At 66.2% G+C, this 16,125-nt stretch carries 18 protein-coding genes; 10 read left to right on the forward strand and 8 right to left on the reverse strand.

The window, feature by feature from the left end:
* On the reverse strand, window positions 1-224 hold a 224-nt coding region (locus G3N93_RS42240), incomplete at its 3' end, for a VOC family protein (protein ID WP_374196481.1).
* 119 nt (window positions 225-343) lie between these two features.
* Between G3N93_RS42240 and G3N93_RS18710 the strand changes: the two genes are divergently transcribed.
* The 4 genes from G3N93_RS18710 to G3N93_RS18725 all read left to right on the forward strand — a co-directional run bounded on the left by G3N93_RS18710 (window position 344) and on the right by G3N93_RS18725 (window position 4,942).
* Window positions 344-1,804 (forward strand): PLP-dependent aminotransferase family protein, encoded by a 1,461-nt coding sequence (locus tag G3N93_RS18710; RefSeq protein WP_011352807.1) that lies wholly within the window; start codon window positions 344-346, stop codon window positions 1,802-1,804.
* Between the two features lie 158 nt (window positions 1,805-1,962).
* Window positions 1,963-3,861 (forward strand): molecular chaperone HtpG, encoded by a 1,899-nt coding sequence (gene htpG, locus G3N93_RS18715; protein WP_174942787.1) that lies wholly within the window; start codon window positions 1,963-1,965, stop codon window positions 3,859-3,861.
* 8 nt (window positions 3,862-3,869) lie between these two features.
* Entirely contained in the window at window positions 3,870-4,466 is a 597-nt protein-coding gene (locus tag G3N93_RS18720; protein ID WP_174943286.1) for a chorismate lyase, read from the forward strand.
* Complete coding sequence (locus G3N93_RS18725; protein WP_206133686.1) at window positions 4,466-4,942, forward strand: DNA-deoxyinosine glycosylase; 477 nt, start codon at window positions 4,466-4,468, stop codon at window positions 4,940-4,942. Before G3N93_RS18720 ends, G3N93_RS18725 begins: the two co-directional genes overlap by 1 nt.
* 19 nt (window positions 4,943-4,961) lie before the next feature.
* Here G3N93_RS18725 and G3N93_RS18730 read toward each other — a convergent pair whose 3' ends face one another.
* Window positions 4,962-5,216, reverse strand: coding sequence for a hypothetical protein (locus G3N93_RS18730; protein ID WP_206133687.1), 255 nt, complete (start codon window positions 5,214-5,216; stop codon window positions 4,962-4,964).
* 141 nt (window positions 5,217-5,357) lie between these two features.
* Here G3N93_RS18730 and G3N93_RS18735 point away from each other — a divergent pair, with 141 nt between their 5' ends.
* The 4 genes from G3N93_RS18735 (at window position 5,358) to G3N93_RS18750 (ending at window position 9,234) form a co-directional block, all read left to right on the forward strand.
* Entirely contained in the window at window positions 5,358-6,275 is a 918-nt protein-coding gene (locus tag G3N93_RS18735) for a spermidine synthase (protein ID WP_174942779.1), read from the forward strand.
* A 198-nt stretch (window positions 6,276-6,473) separates the two neighbouring features.
* Entirely contained in the window at window positions 6,474-6,716 is a 243-nt protein-coding gene (locus tag G3N93_RS18740) for a DUF3311 domain-containing protein (RefSeq protein ID WP_011352801.1), read from the forward strand.
* Window positions 6,713-8,263: a monocarboxylate uptake permease MctP gene (mctP, locus tag G3N93_RS18745; RefSeq protein WP_085041986.1), complete on the forward strand. Its 1,551-nt coding sequence runs from the start codon at window positions 6,713-6,715 to the stop codon at window positions 8,261-8,263. Before G3N93_RS18740 ends, mctP begins: the two co-directional genes overlap by 4 nt.
* Window positions 8,264-8,694: 431 nt before the next feature.
* On the forward strand, window positions 8,695-9,234 hold the full coding sequence (locus G3N93_RS18750; RefSeq protein ID WP_174983145.1) for a hypothetical protein: 540 nt from the start codon (window positions 8,695-8,697) through the stop codon (window positions 9,232-9,234).
* 55 nt (window positions 9,235-9,289) lie between these two features.
* On the opposite strand, the gene G3N93_RS18755 is transcribed toward G3N93_RS18750, so the two are convergent.
* The 5 genes from G3N93_RS18755 to G3N93_RS18775 form a co-directional block, all read right to left on the reverse strand.
* Window positions 9,290-9,745, reverse strand: coding sequence for a VOC family protein (locus G3N93_RS18755; protein ID WP_011352798.1), 456 nt, complete (start codon window positions 9,743-9,745; stop codon window positions 9,290-9,292).
* A 243-nt stretch (window positions 9,746-9,988) separates the two neighbouring features.
* Entirely contained in the window at window positions 9,989-10,942 is a 954-nt protein-coding gene (gene tal, locus G3N93_RS18760) for a transaldolase (RefSeq protein WP_174942773.1), read from the reverse strand.
* A 168-nt stretch (window positions 10,943-11,110) separates the two neighbouring features.
* Window positions 11,111-12,322, reverse strand: a complete 1,212-nt coding sequence (locus G3N93_RS18765) for a benzoate/H(+) symporter BenE family transporter (RefSeq protein WP_174942770.1) — start codon at window positions 12,320-12,322, stop codon at window positions 11,111-11,113.
* 54 nt (window positions 12,323-12,376) lie between these two features.
* Window positions 12,377-13,552 carry a VWA domain-containing protein gene (locus G3N93_RS18770; RefSeq protein WP_174942767.1) on the reverse strand — a complete coding sequence of 392 codons (1,176 nt, stop codon included), beginning with the start codon at window positions 13,550-13,552 and terminating at the stop codon, window positions 12,377-12,379.
* Window positions 13,553-13,579: 27 nt separating this feature from the next.
* Window positions 13,580-14,422, reverse strand: a complete 843-nt coding sequence (locus tag G3N93_RS18775) for a MoxR family ATPase (RefSeq protein ID WP_011352794.1) — start codon at window positions 14,420-14,422, stop codon at window positions 13,580-13,582.
* A gap of 246 nt (window positions 14,423-14,668) precedes the next feature.
* Between G3N93_RS18775 and G3N93_RS18780 the strand changes: the two genes are divergently transcribed.
* The gene (locus tag G3N93_RS18780) at window positions 14,669-15,028 is read left to right on the forward strand and encodes a c-type cytochrome (protein ID WP_174379984.1); all 360 of its coding nucleotides are present in this window, start codon (window positions 14,669-14,671) and stop codon (window positions 15,026-15,028) included.
* Between the two features lie 39 nt (window positions 15,029-15,067).
* Window positions 15,068-15,427, forward strand: coding sequence for a cytochrome c (locus G3N93_RS18785; protein ID WP_174942764.1), 360 nt, complete (start codon window positions 15,068-15,070; stop codon window positions 15,425-15,427).
* A 99-nt stretch (window positions 15,428-15,526) separates the two neighbouring features.
* On the opposite strand, the gene G3N93_RS18790 is transcribed toward G3N93_RS18785, so the two are convergent.
* Window positions 15,527-15,994 (reverse strand): DUF1841 family protein, encoded by a 468-nt coding sequence (locus G3N93_RS18790; RefSeq protein WP_374196482.1) that lies wholly within the window; start codon window positions 15,992-15,994, stop codon window positions 15,527-15,529.
* Window positions 15,995-16,125: the final 131 nt, after the last annotated feature.

A 16,125-nucleotide genomic window follows, 5' to 3' on the forward strand; every position in this document is an offset into this window, starting at 1 on the left:
CGGCCGCCGCCGGCCGGTTCGATACCGAGCGCGTCGGCGACATGGCGTACGCCTTCGTCGAGCGTGCGCGCGGCGATCACGAGATGGTCGAGTGTCAGGGAGCGGGCTGGCATGAACGTCGGTCGGGAAGCGAAAGTGTCATGGTGGGCAGGCGATGCGCCGGGCGGTGGCCGGACCGGCCGGCGTACCGGCCGCCATGCAGGCCGGTGGGCGCGGTGCCCGATGCGGCGGGGCCGGAACGGTGGCCGCACGGCCGCCATTCCGGTCAACTGTAATCGTCGCTACCGGCACAGTAACGGTACAATCGGCGCGATAGCCTTCGGTACAGTTGGAGCTCCCGCCCATGTCCACCGTCCCACTCGCCCAGATTCCCGTGCCGCACGACACGGCCACGCTCACGCTCGTCGACCAGCTCGTCCAGTGGGCGCGGCGGCGCATCGACGAACGCGTGTTCCGGCCCGGCATGCGGATGCCGTCGATCCGCAAGCTCGCGCTCGACAAGAGCGTGTCGCGCTTCACCGTCGTCGAGGCATACGAGCGCCTCGTCGCGCAGGGGTACCTCGATTCGCGGCGCGGCTCGGGCTTCTACGTGCGCGAGCGCACGGCCGCCGGCCCGCAGCCGGCCGACAGCGTCGCACGCGTGGCCGAGGCCGCGCCGGTGCACAACACGATCGACGTCGTCTGGCTGCTGCGCAACATGCTGCACACCGTCAGCCCGGAAAAGGGGCCGGGTCTCGGCTATTTGCCGGGCCGCTGGCTCGACGGCGAACTGATCACCGGTGCGCTGCGCGCGCTCGGGCGCCAGTCCGGCGCGCAGATGCTCGGCTTCGGCACCGCGCAGGGCTTCCTGCCGCTGCGCCAGCAACTGCAGACGCGCCTCGCCGAAGTGGAAATCGGCGCGAAGCCCGAACAGATCGTGCTGGTGTCGGGGATCACGCAGGCGATCGATCTGATCTCGCGGATCTACGTGAAGCCCGGCGATGCGGTGATCGTCGGCGATCCGGCCTGGTTCCAGATGTTCGGCCGCTTCGCGGCGCAGGGCGCGCAGCTCGTCGGGATGCCGTACACGCCGGACGGCCCCGATCTCGACGCGCTCGAGACGCTCGTGCAGATGTGGCGGCCGAAGATGCTCGTGATCAATTCGGTGCTGCAGAACCCGACCGGCACGTCGCTGTCGGCCGCGCAGGCGTTCCGGATCCTGAAGCTCGCGGAGGCGTATGACTTCCTCGTCGTCGAGGACGACGTGTACGGCGACCTGTGCCCGCCGAGCTATCCGGCCACGCGCCTCGCGAGCCTCGATCAGCTCAAGCGCGTGATCTACCTCGGCAGCTATTCGAAGACGCTCGCGGCGAACCTGCGGGTCGGCTATGTCGCATGCGCGCCGGAGATCGCAAAGGCGGTCACCGACCAGAAGATGCTGGTCGGGATGACGACGCCCGAGCTCAACGAGCGCGTGCTTTACAAGATCCTGACCGAAGGGCATTACCGGCGCCACGTCGAGCGGCTGCGCGCGCGGCTCGACGGCGTGCGCGACAAGACCGCGCGGATGCTCGAGCGCACGGGGCTTGGCCTCTTCACGATGCCGGCGGCCGGGATGTTCCTGTGGGCCGACACGGGCGTCGATTCCGACGCGCTCGCGGCGGTCGCGCACGAGGCCGGCTTCTTGCTGACGCCGGGCAGCCTGTTCTCGCCGCAGCAATCGCCGTCCACGTGGATGCGCTTCAACGTCGCGAACTGCGGCGATCCGGCGCTGCCGGGGCTGCTGTCGCGCTATATCGATTCGGCCGTGCGCCGCGCGTCGTGACGCGGCGCGGCACGCCCGCCCTTGAAATCGGGCGTGCCATCCCCAGATACCCGCGCAAACCGTCAGCGCCAGGCGGTCGCCTTTCACGGGTCGGCCGGCATCGCGCGCCGGGCGCTCGCGCCACACCATTCAAGTTCAAGTAAGAGGAAACAGCATCCATGGCACACGAAACGATGAGCTTTCAGGCAGAGGTCAAGCAACTCCTCCACCTGATGATCCATTCGCTCTACAGCAACAAGGAAATTTTCCTGCGCGAACTGGTGTCGAACGCGTCCGACGCGGCCGACAAGCTGCGTTTCGAAGGGCTCGCGGACAACGCGCTGTACGAGAACGATCCGAACGTGCGCATCCGCATCGGCTACGACAAGGCCGCGCGCACGATCACGATCGACGACAACGGCATCGGCATGAGCCGCGACGAAGCGATCGCGAACCTCGGCACGATCGCGCGTTCGGGCACCAAGGAATTCTTCACGAAGCTGTCCGGTGACCAGCAGAAGGATGCGGCGCTGATCGGCCAGTTCGGCGTCGGTTTCTACTCGGGCTTCATCGTCGCCGACAAGATCACGGTTGAAACGCGTCGCGCGGGCCTGCCGGCAAGCGAAGCCGTGCGCTGGGAAAGCGCGGGCGAGGGCGATTTCACGATCGACGCGATCGAGCGTGCGCAGCGCGGCACGACGATCACGCTGCACCTGCGCGAAGGCGAGGACGAACTGCTGTCGTCGCACCGCCTGCAGTCGATCATCCAGAAGTATTCCGACCACATCGCGCTGCCGATCCTGATGCAGAAGGAAGAATGGGATCAGGAAAAGGGCGAGATGGTCCTGAAGGACGAGGACGAGACCGTCAACCAGGCGAGCGCGCTGTGGACGCGTTCGAAGAGCGACGTCACCGACGAGCAGTACACGCAGTTCTACCAGCACATCGCGCACGACCATCAGGATCCGCTCACGTGGACGCATAACCGCGTCGAGGGCCGCAGCGAATACACGCAACTGCTGTTCGTGCCGTCGCATGCGCCGTTCGATATGTGGAATCGCGACTATCGCGGCGGCCTGAAGCTGTACGTGAAGCGCGTGTTCATCATGGACGACGCCGAGCAGCTGCTGCCGCAATACCTGCGTTTCGTGAAGGGCGTCGTCGATTCGGCCGACCTGCCGCTGAACGTGTCGCGCGAAATCCTGCAGGAAAGCCGCGACGTGAAGGCGATCCGCGAAGGCGTGACGAAGCGCGCGCTGTCGATGCTCGAAGAGCTCGCGAACGCGGAAGAGGATGCCGGCAAGGAGAAGTACAAGACGTTCTGGGGCGCGTTCGGCCAGGTGCTGAAGGAAGGCCTCGGCGAGGATCACGCGAACCGCGAGCGCATTGCGAAGCTGCTGCGCTTCGCGTCGACGCACGGCGACACCGACGCGCAGGACGTGTCGCTCGCCGACTACGTGTCGCGCATGAAGCCCGAGCAGAGCAAGATCTACTACGTGACGGCCGACGCATGGCAGGCCGCGAAGAACAGCCCGCACCTCGAAGTGTTCCGCAAGAAGGGCGTCGAGGTGCTGCTGCTGACCGATCGCGTCGACGAATGGATGCTGTCGTTCCTGCAGGAATTCGACGGCAAGCCGCTCGCGAGCGTGGCGCGCGGCGACCTCGATCTCGGCGAGCTGAACGACGAAGAAAAGAAGGCGCAGGAGCAGGCAGGTGAGGCGATCAAGCCTGTCGTCGAGAAGATGAAGGAAGCGCTCGGCGACAAGGTGAAGGAAGTGCGCGTCACGTTCCGCCTGACCGATTCGCCGTCGTGCCTCGTCGCGGACGACAACGACATGAGCGGCTACCTGCAGCGCATGCTGAAGGCGGCCGGCCAGAACGCGCCGGCGATGCAGCCGATCCTCGAGATCAATCCGGAGCACGCGCTCGTGAAGCAGTTGAAGGCCGACAGCGCCGATTTCGGCGACTGGTGCCATCTGCTGTTCGATCAGGCGCTGCTGGCTGAAGGCGGCATGCTCGACGATCCGGCGAGCTTCGTGAAGCGGACCAACGCGCTGCTGCTGTCGCGCGCCGCGTGAACGCGCGGATGCGGTTCGACGGCGGTCAGGCCGGCTGGCGCGAGACGCCGCGGCCTGGCTGCACGCTCGACCAGCGCGACTGGCTGACGCGCGGCGGATCGCTGACCGCGCACCTCGCACGGCTCGGCCGCGTGAACGTGCGCGTGACACGCGAGGCCGTCGACTGCCCGTGGTTCGACGAGCCGGACGCGGTCGCCAGTGCACCGCGCGCGCCGATGTGGGTGCGGGAGGTGATCCTGTCGGTCGACGGCACGCCGTACGTCGCCGCGCACAGCATCGCGCCGCTTTCCGCCAGCAAGGGCGTGTGGCAGGCGATGCGGCGCCTGCGCACGCGGCCGTTGGCGGAGCTGCTGTACAGCGATCCGCAGGTCGAGCGTTCGGCGCTCGTCAGCCGGCGCGTGATCGCCGGCCATCCGCTGTATGCGCTGGCGACCCATGCGCTTGGCGGGGCGCGAGCGCCGCATTCGTTCGCCGCGCGGCGCTCGGTGTTCCAGCGTCACGGCAAGCCGTTGATGGTCACCGAGTGCATGCTGCCGGCGCTGTGGCGCCATCTCGATGCGCACGGCGACGGGCCGCGCTCGGGCGGGCCGGGCGGGAGCGCGTAATGCTGCGGGGTTTCCCGCCGGTCGTTGCGGCGAATACGCACACGATGATCCTCGGCAGCTTTCCGGGCGAGGCGTCGCTCGATGCCGCGCAGTATTACGCGCATCCGCGCAACCAGTTCTGGCGGCTGCTCGGCACGGTGCTCGACGAGCACGGGCTGCACGAGCTCGCGTATGACGCGCGGCTCGAGCGTGTGCTGTCGCACGGGATCGGTATCTGGGACGTGCTGGCCGCGTGCCATCGCGAGGGCAGTCTCGATTCGGCGATCCGGCATGCGAAGCCGAACGATTTCGATGCGTTGCGCGAGCATGCGCCGTTGCTGAAACGCGTGTGTTTCAACGGCAAGACGGCAGGGCGGTTTGCGGAGGTGATCGGCGCGGCGGGGTACGACACGCTCGTGCTGCCTTCGTCGAGCCCGGCGAATGCGATGCTGTCGTTCGAGCAGAAGCTCGTGCAGTGGCACGGGATTCGTGCCTGACGATTTGACGGATCGTCGCTTATTCGTCCTTGCCCCAGCGCCACTTCGGTTTTTCGCCTTTCAGCCAGCAAATGACCGTGAGCGCAGCCACCAGCGCCACGATGCATGCCGCGAATGCCAGCGGTGACTGGGCGGGCGACAAGTGCGTCGCAACGACCACGATCCCGATCACGAAGAGCAGCAGGACCACCCATCCCTGCCACGCGACCGGCAACCCCCATCCCCACCCATAGCGTTTCGCCGGGAACCAGATCTTCTTGTCGTTCGAGGTCATGTGTCCTCCTCCGAGCTGTGAATGCAACGTAGCACCAACGGGATTTGAGATCGTGCGCTGCCGGGCGCTCGTTGCGGCCGTTACCACACACCAATGCTATCCTCTCGTCCGCTAAAACCAGCTTCACCCAGCGAGATTCACATGACCCGACTGATCAAGCGCGCGTCCGCCGAGGCGCGCGCGTCCAAGCGCAGCAAGCCGTCCGCCTACAACGGCTCCGAAAAACTCCAGCCGCCGCGCGTGAAGCGCCGCCCGGAGATCGACGAACACGACGACGTGCCCGTGCTCGAAGCGCCGCGCAAGCCGCGCTTCGCGCCCGTCACGTTCTCGGAAGAGGGCGGCGTGCGCTTCCTGCACTTCGGCACCGAATGGGTGCAGGGCGCGATGCGGATCTCCAAGCCGCTGCACATCGAGCTCGAATACGCCCAGCAGATGATGGCGTGGCTGCTGTTCCTCGAAACGCCCGAGCGGGTCGTCCAGCTCGGGCTCGGCACCGGCGCGCTGACCAAGTTCTCGCACCGCTTCCTGCCGCACGCGAAGGTCGAGGCCGTCGAGCTGAACCCGGCCGTGATCGTCGCCGCGCGCACGATGTTCGCGCTGCCGCCCGACGATGCACGCCTCGCCGTGCACGAAGCCGACGCGTGGGATTTCGTCAACGATCCGGCCAACCGCGGCACGACGGGCGCGATCCAGATCGACCTGTACGACGCGACCGCGCGCGGCCCCGTGCTCGACAGCGTCTCGTTCTACCGCGCGGTGCGCGGCTGCCTCGCCGACGCGGGCATCGCGACGATCAACCTGTTTGGCGATCATCCGAGCTTCGTGCGCAACATGAAGCACCTGAACGCGGCGTTCGATCACCGCGTGATCGCGCTGCCGGAAGTGCATGACGGCAACCGGATCGCGATCGCGTTCTCGGGCCCCGCGCTCGACGTGTCGTTCGCGCAGCTCGACGAACGTGCGAAGCTGATCGAGGACACGCTGAAGCTGCCCGCGCGCAAGTGGGTGAAAGCTTTGAAAGAAACGACCGGCGCACGCGACACCTCGTTCGCGATCTGACGCTTCATGCACCGGCGGCATCCCGGTGCAACCACGCGACAAGGGGCGGATCACCTCGGGTTCGCCCCCGCTTGACCGCGTGCTCGCGGCTCCTATACTGGCGCGAAGCCAGGGGAGCCGCAGCCTACCCGTTTTGCGCTCCTCTCGGCGCCGTACCCGCTCAACAAGATCGATAACCGGGAAAGAAGAGGAGACGTCATGGCTCACGATGCCGACGCCAACCGGGCCGCCAAGCGCTGGCTCTGGCTGCTGGTACTGCCGCTGATTGCGATGGTCTGGGTACCGTCGTACAGCAAGATCGAACCGCAATGGTTGGGTTTTCCGTTTTTCTACTGGTACCAGCTCCTTTGGGTCTTCATTAGCGCGGTGATCACCGCGTTCGTGTACTTCAAGACCAAGAACGCGTGGAAGGCGAGCGGCCCGCAGGGAGGTGCGCGATGAATCTCGGCGCAACCTTCGTCTTCGTCCTGCTGTTCATCGGCGTCACGATCATCGGTTTCCTGGCCGCGAACTGGCGGCGCGGCGATCTTGCCCATCTCGACGAATGGGGCCTCGGCGGCCGTCGCTTCGGCACGATCGTCACGTGGTTCCTGCTCGGCGGCGACCTCTACACGGCCTACACGTTCGTCGCGGTGCCCGCGCTCGTGTTCGGCGCCGGCGCGATGGGCTTCTTCGCGCTGCCGTACACGATTCTGATCTATCCGTTCGCGTTCGTCGTGTTCCCGAAGCTGTGGAGCATCGCGAAGCGGCACGGCTACGTGACGGCCGCCGACTTCGTCAACGCACGCTACGGCAGCCGGATGCTCGCGCTGGCGATCGCGGTGACGGGCATCCTCGCGACGATGCCGTACATCGCGCTGCAGCTCGTCGGCATCGAAGTGGTGATCGGCGCGCTCGGCTTCGACACGACCGGTTTCGTCGGTGACCTGCCGCTGATCATCGCGTTCGCGATCCTCGCCGCGTACACGTACACGTCGGGCCTGCGCGCGCCTGCGATGATCGCGATCGTCAAGGACATCCTGATCTACATCACGATCGCCGCGGCGGTCATCGTGATCCCCGCGAAGCTCGGCGGCTTCGGGCACATCTTCGCGAGCGTGCCGCCCGCGAAGCTGCTGCTGAAGGCGCCCGACGCGATGAGCCTGAACGGCTACAGCGCGTACGCGACGCTCGCGATCGGCTCGGCGCTTGCGCTGTTCCTCTATCCGCACTCGGTGACGGCGATCCTGTCGTCGTCGTCCGGCAACTCGATCCGCCGCAACATGGCGATGCTGCCGGCGTATTCGTTCGTGCTCGGCCTGCTCGCGCTGCTCGGCTACATGGCGCTTGCATCGGGTGTGAAGGACATGCCGCAGTACGCGCCGTACTTCAAGGCGTTCGGTCCGAACTTCGCGGTGCCTGCGCTGTTCCTCCAGTATTTCCCGTCGTGGTTCGTCGGCGTCGCGTTCGCGGCGATCGGCATCGGCGCGCTGGTGCCGGCGGCCATCATGTCGATCGCGGCCGCGAACCTGTACACGCGCAACATTCACCGCGAGTTCGTGAACCGCAACATGTCGCACGAGCAGGAAACGCACGTCGCGAAGCTCGTGTCGCTGATCGTGAAGGTCGGCGCCGTCGCGTTCATCCTCGGGCTGCCGCTGACCTACGCGATCCAGCTGCAGCTGCTCGGCGGGATCTGGATCATCCAGACGCTGCCCGCGATCGTGCTTGGCCTGTACACGCGCGTGCTCGACCACCGCGGCCTGCTGGCCGGCTGGGCGGCCGGCATCGTGTGCGGCACGTGGATGGCGATCTCGCTGAAGCTGGCCGGATCGATCTTCACGATCCACCTGTTCGGTCTCGCGATCCCTGGCTATGCAGCCGTGTGGTCGCTGATCGTGAACCTCGTGGTGGCGGTGGTGGTGAGCGTGCTGGTGCGCGTGATGGGCATGGCGCATGCGGAGGATCGCACGCGGCCGGAGGATTATCTCGACGTCGTCGAGGGCTGATTCCCCCATCTTCTGTTGCAGTTTCGACACGACGCCCGCGATGCAGATCGCGGGCGTTTTGCATGGTGCGCCGCGAACACCGCGTGCGGCCGTGCGTCCGTTTGCGCCGATCTCCAAGCGATTCTAGTGTGGCCGGGCCGTGGCGAAAATCGGTGCAAGACCGATTGGATGGTGGGCGGCCCGCTTGCCAATAATGCGTCCCGCCCGGCTGTACCGGGTGATTCGATCTCCACACGATCCGATTATATGAGGGATGCAATGACGAAGATTTGGGTTTGGGTAATGGGTATGTGTTGCGTGGCGCTGACAGGCTGTGTCAACGCGTACTACCGGTGAGGCGCGCGATGAGAATCCTGTTGATGTGGGCGCTGGTCGCACCGATCCTGCTCGCCGGCTGCGCGAACATGTACTACCGTTGACGGCGGGCCGCGATGAAAACGATCTTGTCGGCCGCCGTGCTGTGCGTGGCGCTCACCGGCTGCATTTCGGTGTATGGCCCCGGGCAGCGCTACGCGGCGCGCAATGCATCGCAAGAAAAACACGACGCGGCCGACGATGCGTCCGGCGCGTCAGAAGCGTCCGGCGCGGCAAAGGGTGACGCCGCATCGCGCATCGTGATCGGCAATCGCAAGTACGACGAAGTGTGGGCGGCGGTCGCGCAGTTCTATGCGGATCACAAGCTCGCGGTGCGCGTCAGCGACCGCGACGCGGGGCTCGTTGCCGCCGCGTATGCCGACTATCCGAACGCGGGCAACTTCCTGGATTGTTCCGAACTGAAGCAGACGTCGAACGTGACGCACACGCTGAAGGTCGTCACGCGCATCGACGAAGCGACGCAGGGCGTGACCGTGTCGATCGACGTCGCGGGCATGGCCGGTGTGGTCGCGGCCGGCAAGCAGAAGGGTGCGCGCGTCGCGTGCCGCTCGAACGGCACGCTCGAGCAGGCGCTGGCGGAGGTGCTGCGCAAATAAGGGTCCCGCCCGGATCGCCGCAACTGCGCGGCGGTCCGGGCGGTTGACGCATGCGTTACTGGCCCGCGCGTTGCGCGAGATCCTCGCGCTGCGACAGATCCTCGACGTTGACCATCCAGTGCACGCCGAAACGATCCTTCGCCATCCCGAAGCCGAGCGCCCAGAACGTCTTGCCGAACGGCATCGTCACTTCGCCGCCGTCGGCGAGCGCATTGAACAGCTTCTGGCCTTCCTCGACCGTCGCCGGGTTCAGCGACAGCGAATAGCCGGCGTGCATGCCGCCGCCGGGCTGGCTGCAGTCGCCGTCCGAGCACATGATCATCGAGTCGCCGATCGTGAAGCTCGCGTGCATTACCTTGTCGGCCATCTCCGGCGTCATCGGGTAGTCGGGATTCGGCGGCGCGTCCTTGAAGTGCATCTTGAACATCGTCTTCGCACCGAGTGCCTTTTCGTAGAACTGAAGGGCTTCGTCGGCGCGACCGTAGAACGTCAGGTACGGTTGGACTTGCATCGTTGTCTCCTGTAGTGGGGAGCCGCCCTGCGCATCTGCGCGGGTTCGGCGTCGTGCAAGACTGACTGGGAAAGGGTGCCCCGGGAGGCGGCCGACGCACCCGTGACGTGGATTGTAGTGCGCGTGCTTGACGATGGAATGAAAAATAAAAACGGCCGCGAACATGACGTTCGCGGCCGTGTGCGGCGTGCGTGCTGACGGCTGTTGCCAGTGTTCCTGACAGCCGCTGACGCGGGTCGCGGCTCAGCGCAGCGAGTCGATCAGCTTCTCGAGCTTCACCGCATCGGCGGCGAATACGCGGATGCCTTCGGCGAGCTTTTCGGTTGCCATCGCGTCGTCGTTCAGCTGGAAGCGGAACGCGGCCTCGTCGATCGCGACGCGCGCGGCGGGCTTGTCCTGTAGCGCTTCCGGCGACAGCTTGCGCGTGACCGTCTCGTTGCTGTCCTGCAGCTTCTGCAGCAAATCGGGACTGATCGTCAGCAGGTCGCAGCCGGCGAGTTCGGTGATCTGGCTGGTCGTGCGGAAGCTCGCGCCCATCACTTCGGTGTTGTAGCCGAAGGTCTTGTAGTACGTGTAGATGCGGCGCACCGACTGCACGCCCGGATCGTTCGCGCCACCGTCCTTCTCTTCATTCCACTCCGCGCCGGCCTGCTTCTTGAACCAGTCGTAGATGCGGCCGACGAACGGCGAGATCAGCTGCGCGCCGGCTTCCGCGCATGCGGCGGCCTGCACGAGGGAGAAAAGCAGGGTCATGTTGCACTTGATCCCTTCCTTCTGCAGCACTTCGGCCGCGCGGATGCCTTCCCACGTCGATGCGAGCTTGATCAGGATGCGCTCGCGGCCGATGCCGGCTGCTTCGTACAGCTTGATGAGCTCGCGGCCCTTGTCGATCGAACGCTGCGTGTCGAACGACAGGCGTGCGTCGACCTCGGTCGACACGCGGCCCGGGATCAGCTTCAGGATCTCGGTGCCGAATGCGATCAGCAGGCGGTCGATGATGAAATCGGTGCTTTCGTTGCGATGATCGCGGACGGTTTTCTCGAGGATCGGCTTGTACGCATCCTTCTGGACGGCCTTCAGGATCAGCGACGGGTTCGTGGTCGCGTCCTGCGGCTGGTATTGCGCAAGCTGCTGGAAATCGCCCGTGTCGGCGACGACGGTCGTGTACTGCTTCAGCTGGTCGAGTGCGGTAGTCATGGCGATTCGGAAGAAGGGCGCAAGGCGCCGGGTTCTCACGGGCCGCGCGAACGCGGCGGCGAAGCGAGGCGGCGCCGGGCACCGCCTCCGATCCGCTATTCTAGGCCCGATTCGTGTCGGGCACGTTCCTGCGTGTCCGATGGCCGCAGCGGCGGGCGCCGTGCCGCGTCACGCGGGGCGGCGCGCGTTCAGGATCACCTGCGTGACGATCCCCGCGACGAGCCCCCAGAATGCCGAGCCGATCGACAGCAGCGTGAGGCCCGACGCGGTGACCATGAACGTGACGAGCGCGGCTTCGCGCTGCTTCACGTCCTGCATCGCGTTCGCGAGGCCGCTCATGATCGAGCCGAACAGCGCGAGCGCGGCGACCGACACGACGAGCGCCTTCGGCAGCGCCGCGAACAGCGCGGCGATCGTCGCGCCGAAGATCCCCGCGATCAGGTAGAACGTGCCGCACCACACGGCGGCCGTGTAGCGCTTCGCGTGATCCTCGTGCGCTTCCGGGCCCGTGCAGATCGCGGCCGTGATCGCCGCGAGGTTGACGCCGTGCGAGCCGAACGGCGCGAGCAGCAGCGACGCGAGGCCGGTGGTCGCGATCAGCGGCGACGACGGGGTCTGATAGCCGTCCGCGCGCAGCACCGCGATGCCGGGCACGTTCTGCGACGCCATCGCGACGACGAACAGCGGAATGCCGATGCTGACGATCGACGCGATCGAGAACGCGGGCATCGTGAACACGGGCTTCGCGAATGCGACGTGAAAGCCGCTGAAGTCGAGCAGGCCGAGACCGCCGGCAACCGCCGTGCCGACGATCAGCGTCGTCACGATCGCGTAACGCGGCGCGAGCCGCTTGACGATCAGGTACGTGAAGAACATCGCGAGCACGAGTGCGGTCTGGAACTGCGCGGCGCGGAAGATCTCGATACCGATCTCGAACAGGATGCCCGCGAGCAAGGCAGCCGCGATGCCGGCCGGAATCTTGCGCATCAGCGTGTCGAACAGCCCGCTCACGCCGACGGCCGTCAGCAGCACCGCGCAGACGACGAACGCACCGATCGCTTCGGGGTAGGGCACGCCGGGCAGCGATGCGATCAGCAGCGCGGCGCCGGGCGTCGACCATGCGACGACGACGGGCGCGCGAAAGCGCAGCGACAGGCCGATCGTCGTCAGCGCCATGCCGATCGACAGCGCCCAGATCCACGACGAGATTTGCGCATCGGTGAGGTGGGCGGCGCGGCCGGCCTGGAACATCAGCACGAGCGAGCTCGTGTAGCCCGTCATCATCGCGACGAAGCCGGCGACGAGTGCCGACACGGACGTATCGGCAAAAAAGCGGCGGCCGCCGGCGCGGCTGGCGCTCGCGGTGGGCGAGGGGTTCATGCTATCTCCGGGGGAGGCCGCTCGGACGCGGCCTTCGAGTCTGGGTGGGTGTCGTTACTTGCTGAGTGCGCGCATCGCGGTTTCGAGGCCCGCGAGCGTGAGCGGATACATGCGATGGCCGAGCAGGTCGCGGATCACCGCGACCGATTGCCGGTATTCCCATAGCCGCTCGGGCTCCGGGTTCAGCCATGCATGGTGGGGGAACTGGTCGGCGAGGCGGCGCAGCCATACGGCGCCGGCTTCCGGGTTGTTGTATTCGACCGAGCCGCCGGGTTGCAGCACTTCGTACGGGCTCATCGTCGCATCGCCGACGAAGATCAGCTTGTAGTCGGGCGTGAACTTGTGCAGCACGTCCCACGTCGCGGAGCGTTCGGAGTGGCGGCGGCGGTTGTTCTTCCACAGGTGGTCGTACACGCAGTTGTGGAAGTAGAAGAACTCCAGGTGCTTGAATTCGGCCTTCGCGGCGGAGAACAGCTCCTCGGTGCGCTTGATGTGGTCGTCCATCGAGCCGCCGACGTCGAGCAGCATCAGCACCTTCACGTTGTTGTGGCGCTCGGGCACCATCCGCAGGTCGAGCCAGCCCGCATTCGCGGCGGTGCTGCGGATCGTGCCGGGCAGGTCGAGCTCCTCGGCGGCGCCTTCGCGCGCGAAGCGCCGCAGCCGTCGCAGCGCGACCTTGATGTTGCGCGTGCCGATTTCGACGGAATCGTCGTAGTCGCGATACGCGCGGGCCTCCCACACCTTCACCGCGGTGCGGTTGCCGTTCGACGGGCCGCCGATGCGCACGCCTTCCGGGTTGTAGCCGCCGTGCCCGAACGGCGACGTGCCGCCGGTGCCGATCCACTTGTTGCCGCCTTCGTGGCGTTCCTTTTGCTCGTCGAGCAGTTCCTTCAGGCGCTCCATCAGCTTGTCGAGCCCGCCCATCGCCTCGATCTGCGCCTTTTCCTCCGGCGACAGCTCGCGCTCGAGGCGCTTCTCGAGCCAGTCGAGCGGAATGTCGAACGCTTCGGACGGCAGGGCGGACACGCCGTGGAAATACGCGCCGAATGCCTGGTCGAACTTGTCGAAGTACTGCTCGTCCTTGACGAGCGTCATCCGCGCGAGGAAGTAGAACGCGTCGATCGACGGCGAGATCAGCCCGGCCTTCAGCGATTCGAGCAGCGTCAGGTATTCCTTCACCGAGACGGGCAGCTTGGCTGCGCGCAGCGCGTAGAAGAAATTGAGCAGCATGGCCGGGCCTTCGCGGGTGAGAGAGGATTACCGGTTGTGCCGGTTCATGTAGACGAGCCGTTCGAGCAGGCTCAGGTCCTGCTCGTTCTTCAGCAGCGCGCCCGCGAGCGGCGGCACGATCTGCTTCGCATCCACGCCGCGCAACTGGTCGGCCGGGATGTTCTCGGCCAGCAGCAGCTTCAGCCAGTCGAGCAGCTCGGACGTCGACGGCTTCTTCTTCAGACCCGACACGCCGCGCAATTCGAAGAAACTCTCGAGCGCCGCGCGCAGCAGCTCCTCGCGGATGTCCGGGAAATGGACCGCGACGATCTTCTGCATCGTGGCCGGGTCGGGAAACTGGATGTAGTGGAAGAAGCAGCGGCGCAGGAACGCGTCGGGCAGCTCCTTCTCGTTGTTCGACGTGATGATGACGAGCGGGCGGTGCTTCGCGCGGACGGTTTCGCGTGTTTCATACACGTGGAACTCCATCCGGTCGAGCTCGCGCAGCAGGTCGTTCGGGAATTCGATGTCGGCCTTGTCGATCTCGTCGATCAGCAGCACGCTCGGGTGCTCGGCATCGAACGCCTGCCACAGCACGCCCTTGACGATGTAGTTCGAGATGTCCTTCACGCGCTCGTCGCCGAGCTGCGAATCGCGCAGCCGCGACACGGCGTCGTATTCGTACAGGCCCTGCTGCGCCTTCGTGGTCGACTTGATGTGCCACTGCAGCAGCGGCATGTCGAGCGCGGCGGCCACTTCCTCGGCGAGCATGGTCTTGCCGGTGCCGGGCTCGCCCTTGATCAAGAGCGGGCGTTGCAGCGTCAGCGCGGCATTGACCGCGAGCTTCAGATCGTCGGTGGCGACGTAGTGCGAGGACCCTTCGAAACGCATGGCGGCGCTCTTCTCAATCGGGGAAAAAAACCCAGTATAAGTCAGAAGGGCTGTCCGGTTGGGCCACGCCCGCGTATCGTTGCAGGGCTGTGGCGGGGCGAACGGGGGCGCCTTGTGGACGCATTCCCCACCGACGCGGTACAATCTGGCCGTTTTTTTTGGCCTGCGTGGCGACCTGATAAGCATAACGGCGCGGGCCGTTGCCGCTTCGGCGCCAGTTTCCCCTCAAGCTAGGTTACAAGAGCTATGAACAAATTCGTCGGCAAACACGTCGTTGTCGCAGCGCTCGTGGCGCTCGCGGGCAGCGCGCAGGCGGCCGGTGTGGTCGGCAACCCGAAGGACGGGGCGAGCAAGGCCGCCATGTGCATCGGTTGCCACGGCATCCAGGACTACCGCGCGGCGTATCCGGAGGTCTACCGGGTGCCTGTCCTCGGCGGCCAGAACCAGCAATACCTCGAGAACGCGCTGAAGGCCTACCGCAAGAAGGATCGTCACTTCCCGTCGATGAATGCGATCGCCGGTTCGCTGACGGATCAGGACATCGCGGATCTGGCGGCGTACTACGCCGTCCAGAAGGCCGACTCGAAGGACAACCCCTACAAGTAAGCGCGCGCCGCCGATCTCTCCGGCGGGACAGGAGCATTCATGAACAACGCATTCAAGACGGTGGCGGTTGCACTGGCGGCCGGCCTCGCGATCGGTACCGCGCACGCGGCGGACACCACGAAGGGCAAGGAGCTGGTCGAGTCGCACAACTGCGCCGCCTGCCACGGCGCGCAGATGAACAAGCCGATCAACGCCGAATATCCGCGCCTCGCCGGCCAGCACGCCGACTACCTCGTGTGGGCGATGCGCCAGTACCAGATGGGCCTGACGAATCCGCTGCTCGGTCGCAACAACGCGATCATGCAGGCGCAGGTGCAGAGCCTGTCGGTCAGCGACATGAAGGACATCGCGGCCTACATCGAGTCGCTGAAAGAGACCGATCTCGTGTTCAAGAAGTAAGCGCGACGGGCCTGACGGGCTCGCGCAGCAAAAATACCCCGCCGAGGCGGGGTATTTTTTTGTCCGCGTTCCGGCGCCCGTGGGCCGGCGCCGCGGCGCTCAGTCGCGCGATGCGCGACGCAGGATGCGCTGCAGGTATGCGTCGGTATCGGGCGGCGTGTTGGTGCGCTGGGCTTCCCAGATCGTCTCGCCGAGGCATTCCATGATCACGTGCTGCGCGTCGTGGGTCGAGTCGAGCTTGGCCGCGAGCTTGTCGTGCGCGGCGCGGATGCCGGGCGGCTGGTCGATCGACAGCTGCTCGCTGATCGCGAGGTGCATCGACAGGTGCAGGAACGGGTTCGTGCGGCCTTCCTCGGGCGTGTACTCGCGTGCGGTCGCGCCATCGGCGTCGGCGAGTTCGTCGTGGTATTCGGGATGCTCGACGATCCAGTCGGCTGCCATCGCTTCCAGCGGCGTCAGGATCTCGCCCGCGCGCTGCTTGCGCCAGGTCTCGGTGAAAAAGCGACGCACTTCGTCGCGGCTCGGATTGAACATGGTGGGGAAACGTCGTGATTCGGACGGCGTGATGCCGCGTCGCGCATTGTACGCCGGCTCGGCGGACGGTGCTGGCGGCGGGCGGGAGCGGGTTGTGTGGTGGCCGTGGCGGTGGCCCGCGGGCCGTGCAGGTGCTCGGCGCCGACCGGATGCCGCGCCCTGAG

The sequence above is a fragment of the Burkholderia sp. Se-20378 genome, from assembly GCF_017104665.1.
Taxonomy (GTDB): Bacteria; Pseudomonadota; Gammaproteobacteria; order Burkholderiales; family Burkholderiaceae; genus Burkholderia; species Burkholderia lata.

Excerpts from the sequence above, each read along its gene's own strand:
- G3N93_RS18710 (WP_011352807.1), top strand. The coding sequence starts at position 344 with ATGTCCACCGTCCCACTCGCCCAGATTCCCGTGCCGCACGACACGGCC.
- htpG (WP_174942787.1), top strand. The coding sequence starts at position 1,963 with ATGGCACACGAAACGATGAGCTTTCAGGCAGAGGTCAAGCAACTCCTC.
- G3N93_RS18720 (WP_174943286.1), top strand. The coding sequence starts at position 3,870 with ATGCGGTTCGACGGCGGTCAGGCCGGCTGGCGCGAGACGCCGCGGCCT.
- G3N93_RS18725 (WP_206133686.1), top strand. The coding sequence starts at position 4,466 with ATGCTGCGGGGTTTCCCGCCGGTCGTTGCGGCGAATACGCACACGATG.
- G3N93_RS18730 (WP_206133687.1), bottom strand. The coding sequence starts at position 5,216 with ATGACCTCGAACGACAAGAAGATCTGGTTCCCGGCGAAACGCTATGGG.
- G3N93_RS18735 (WP_174942779.1), top strand. The coding sequence starts at position 5,358 with ATGACCCGACTGATCAAGCGCGCGTCCGCCGAGGCGCGCGCGTCCAAG.
- G3N93_RS18740 (WP_011352801.1), top strand. The coding sequence starts at position 6,474 with ATGGCTCACGATGCCGACGCCAACCGGGCCGCCAAGCGCTGGCTCTGG.
- mctP (WP_085041986.1), top strand. The coding sequence starts at position 6,713 with ATGAATCTCGGCGCAACCTTCGTCTTCGTCCTGCTGTTCATCGGCGTC.
- G3N93_RS18750 (WP_174983145.1), top strand. The coding sequence starts at position 8,695 with ATGAAAACGATCTTGTCGGCCGCCGTGCTGTGCGTGGCGCTCACCGGC.
- G3N93_RS18755 (WP_011352798.1), bottom strand. The coding sequence starts at position 9,745 with ATGCAAGTCCAACCGTACCTGACGTTCTACGGTCGCGCCGACGAAGCC.
- tal (WP_174942773.1), bottom strand. The coding sequence starts at position 10,942 with ATGACTACCGCACTCGACCAGCTGAAGCAGTACACGACCGTCGTCGCC.
- G3N93_RS18765 (WP_174942770.1), bottom strand. The coding sequence starts at position 12,322 with ATGAACCCCTCGCCCACCGCGAGCGCCAGCCGCGCCGGCGGCCGCCGC.
- G3N93_RS18770 (WP_174942767.1), bottom strand. The coding sequence starts at position 13,552 with ATGCTGCTCAATTTCTTCTACGCGCTGCGCGCAGCCAAGCTGCCCGTC.
- G3N93_RS18775 (WP_011352794.1), bottom strand. The coding sequence starts at position 14,422 with ATGCGTTTCGAAGGGTCCTCGCACTACGTCGCCACCGACGATCTGAAG.
- G3N93_RS18780 (WP_174379984.1), top strand. The coding sequence starts at position 14,669 with ATGAACAAATTCGTCGGCAAACACGTCGTTGTCGCAGCGCTCGTGGCG.
- G3N93_RS18785 (WP_174942764.1), top strand. The coding sequence starts at position 15,068 with ATGAACAACGCATTCAAGACGGTGGCGGTTGCACTGGCGGCCGGCCTC.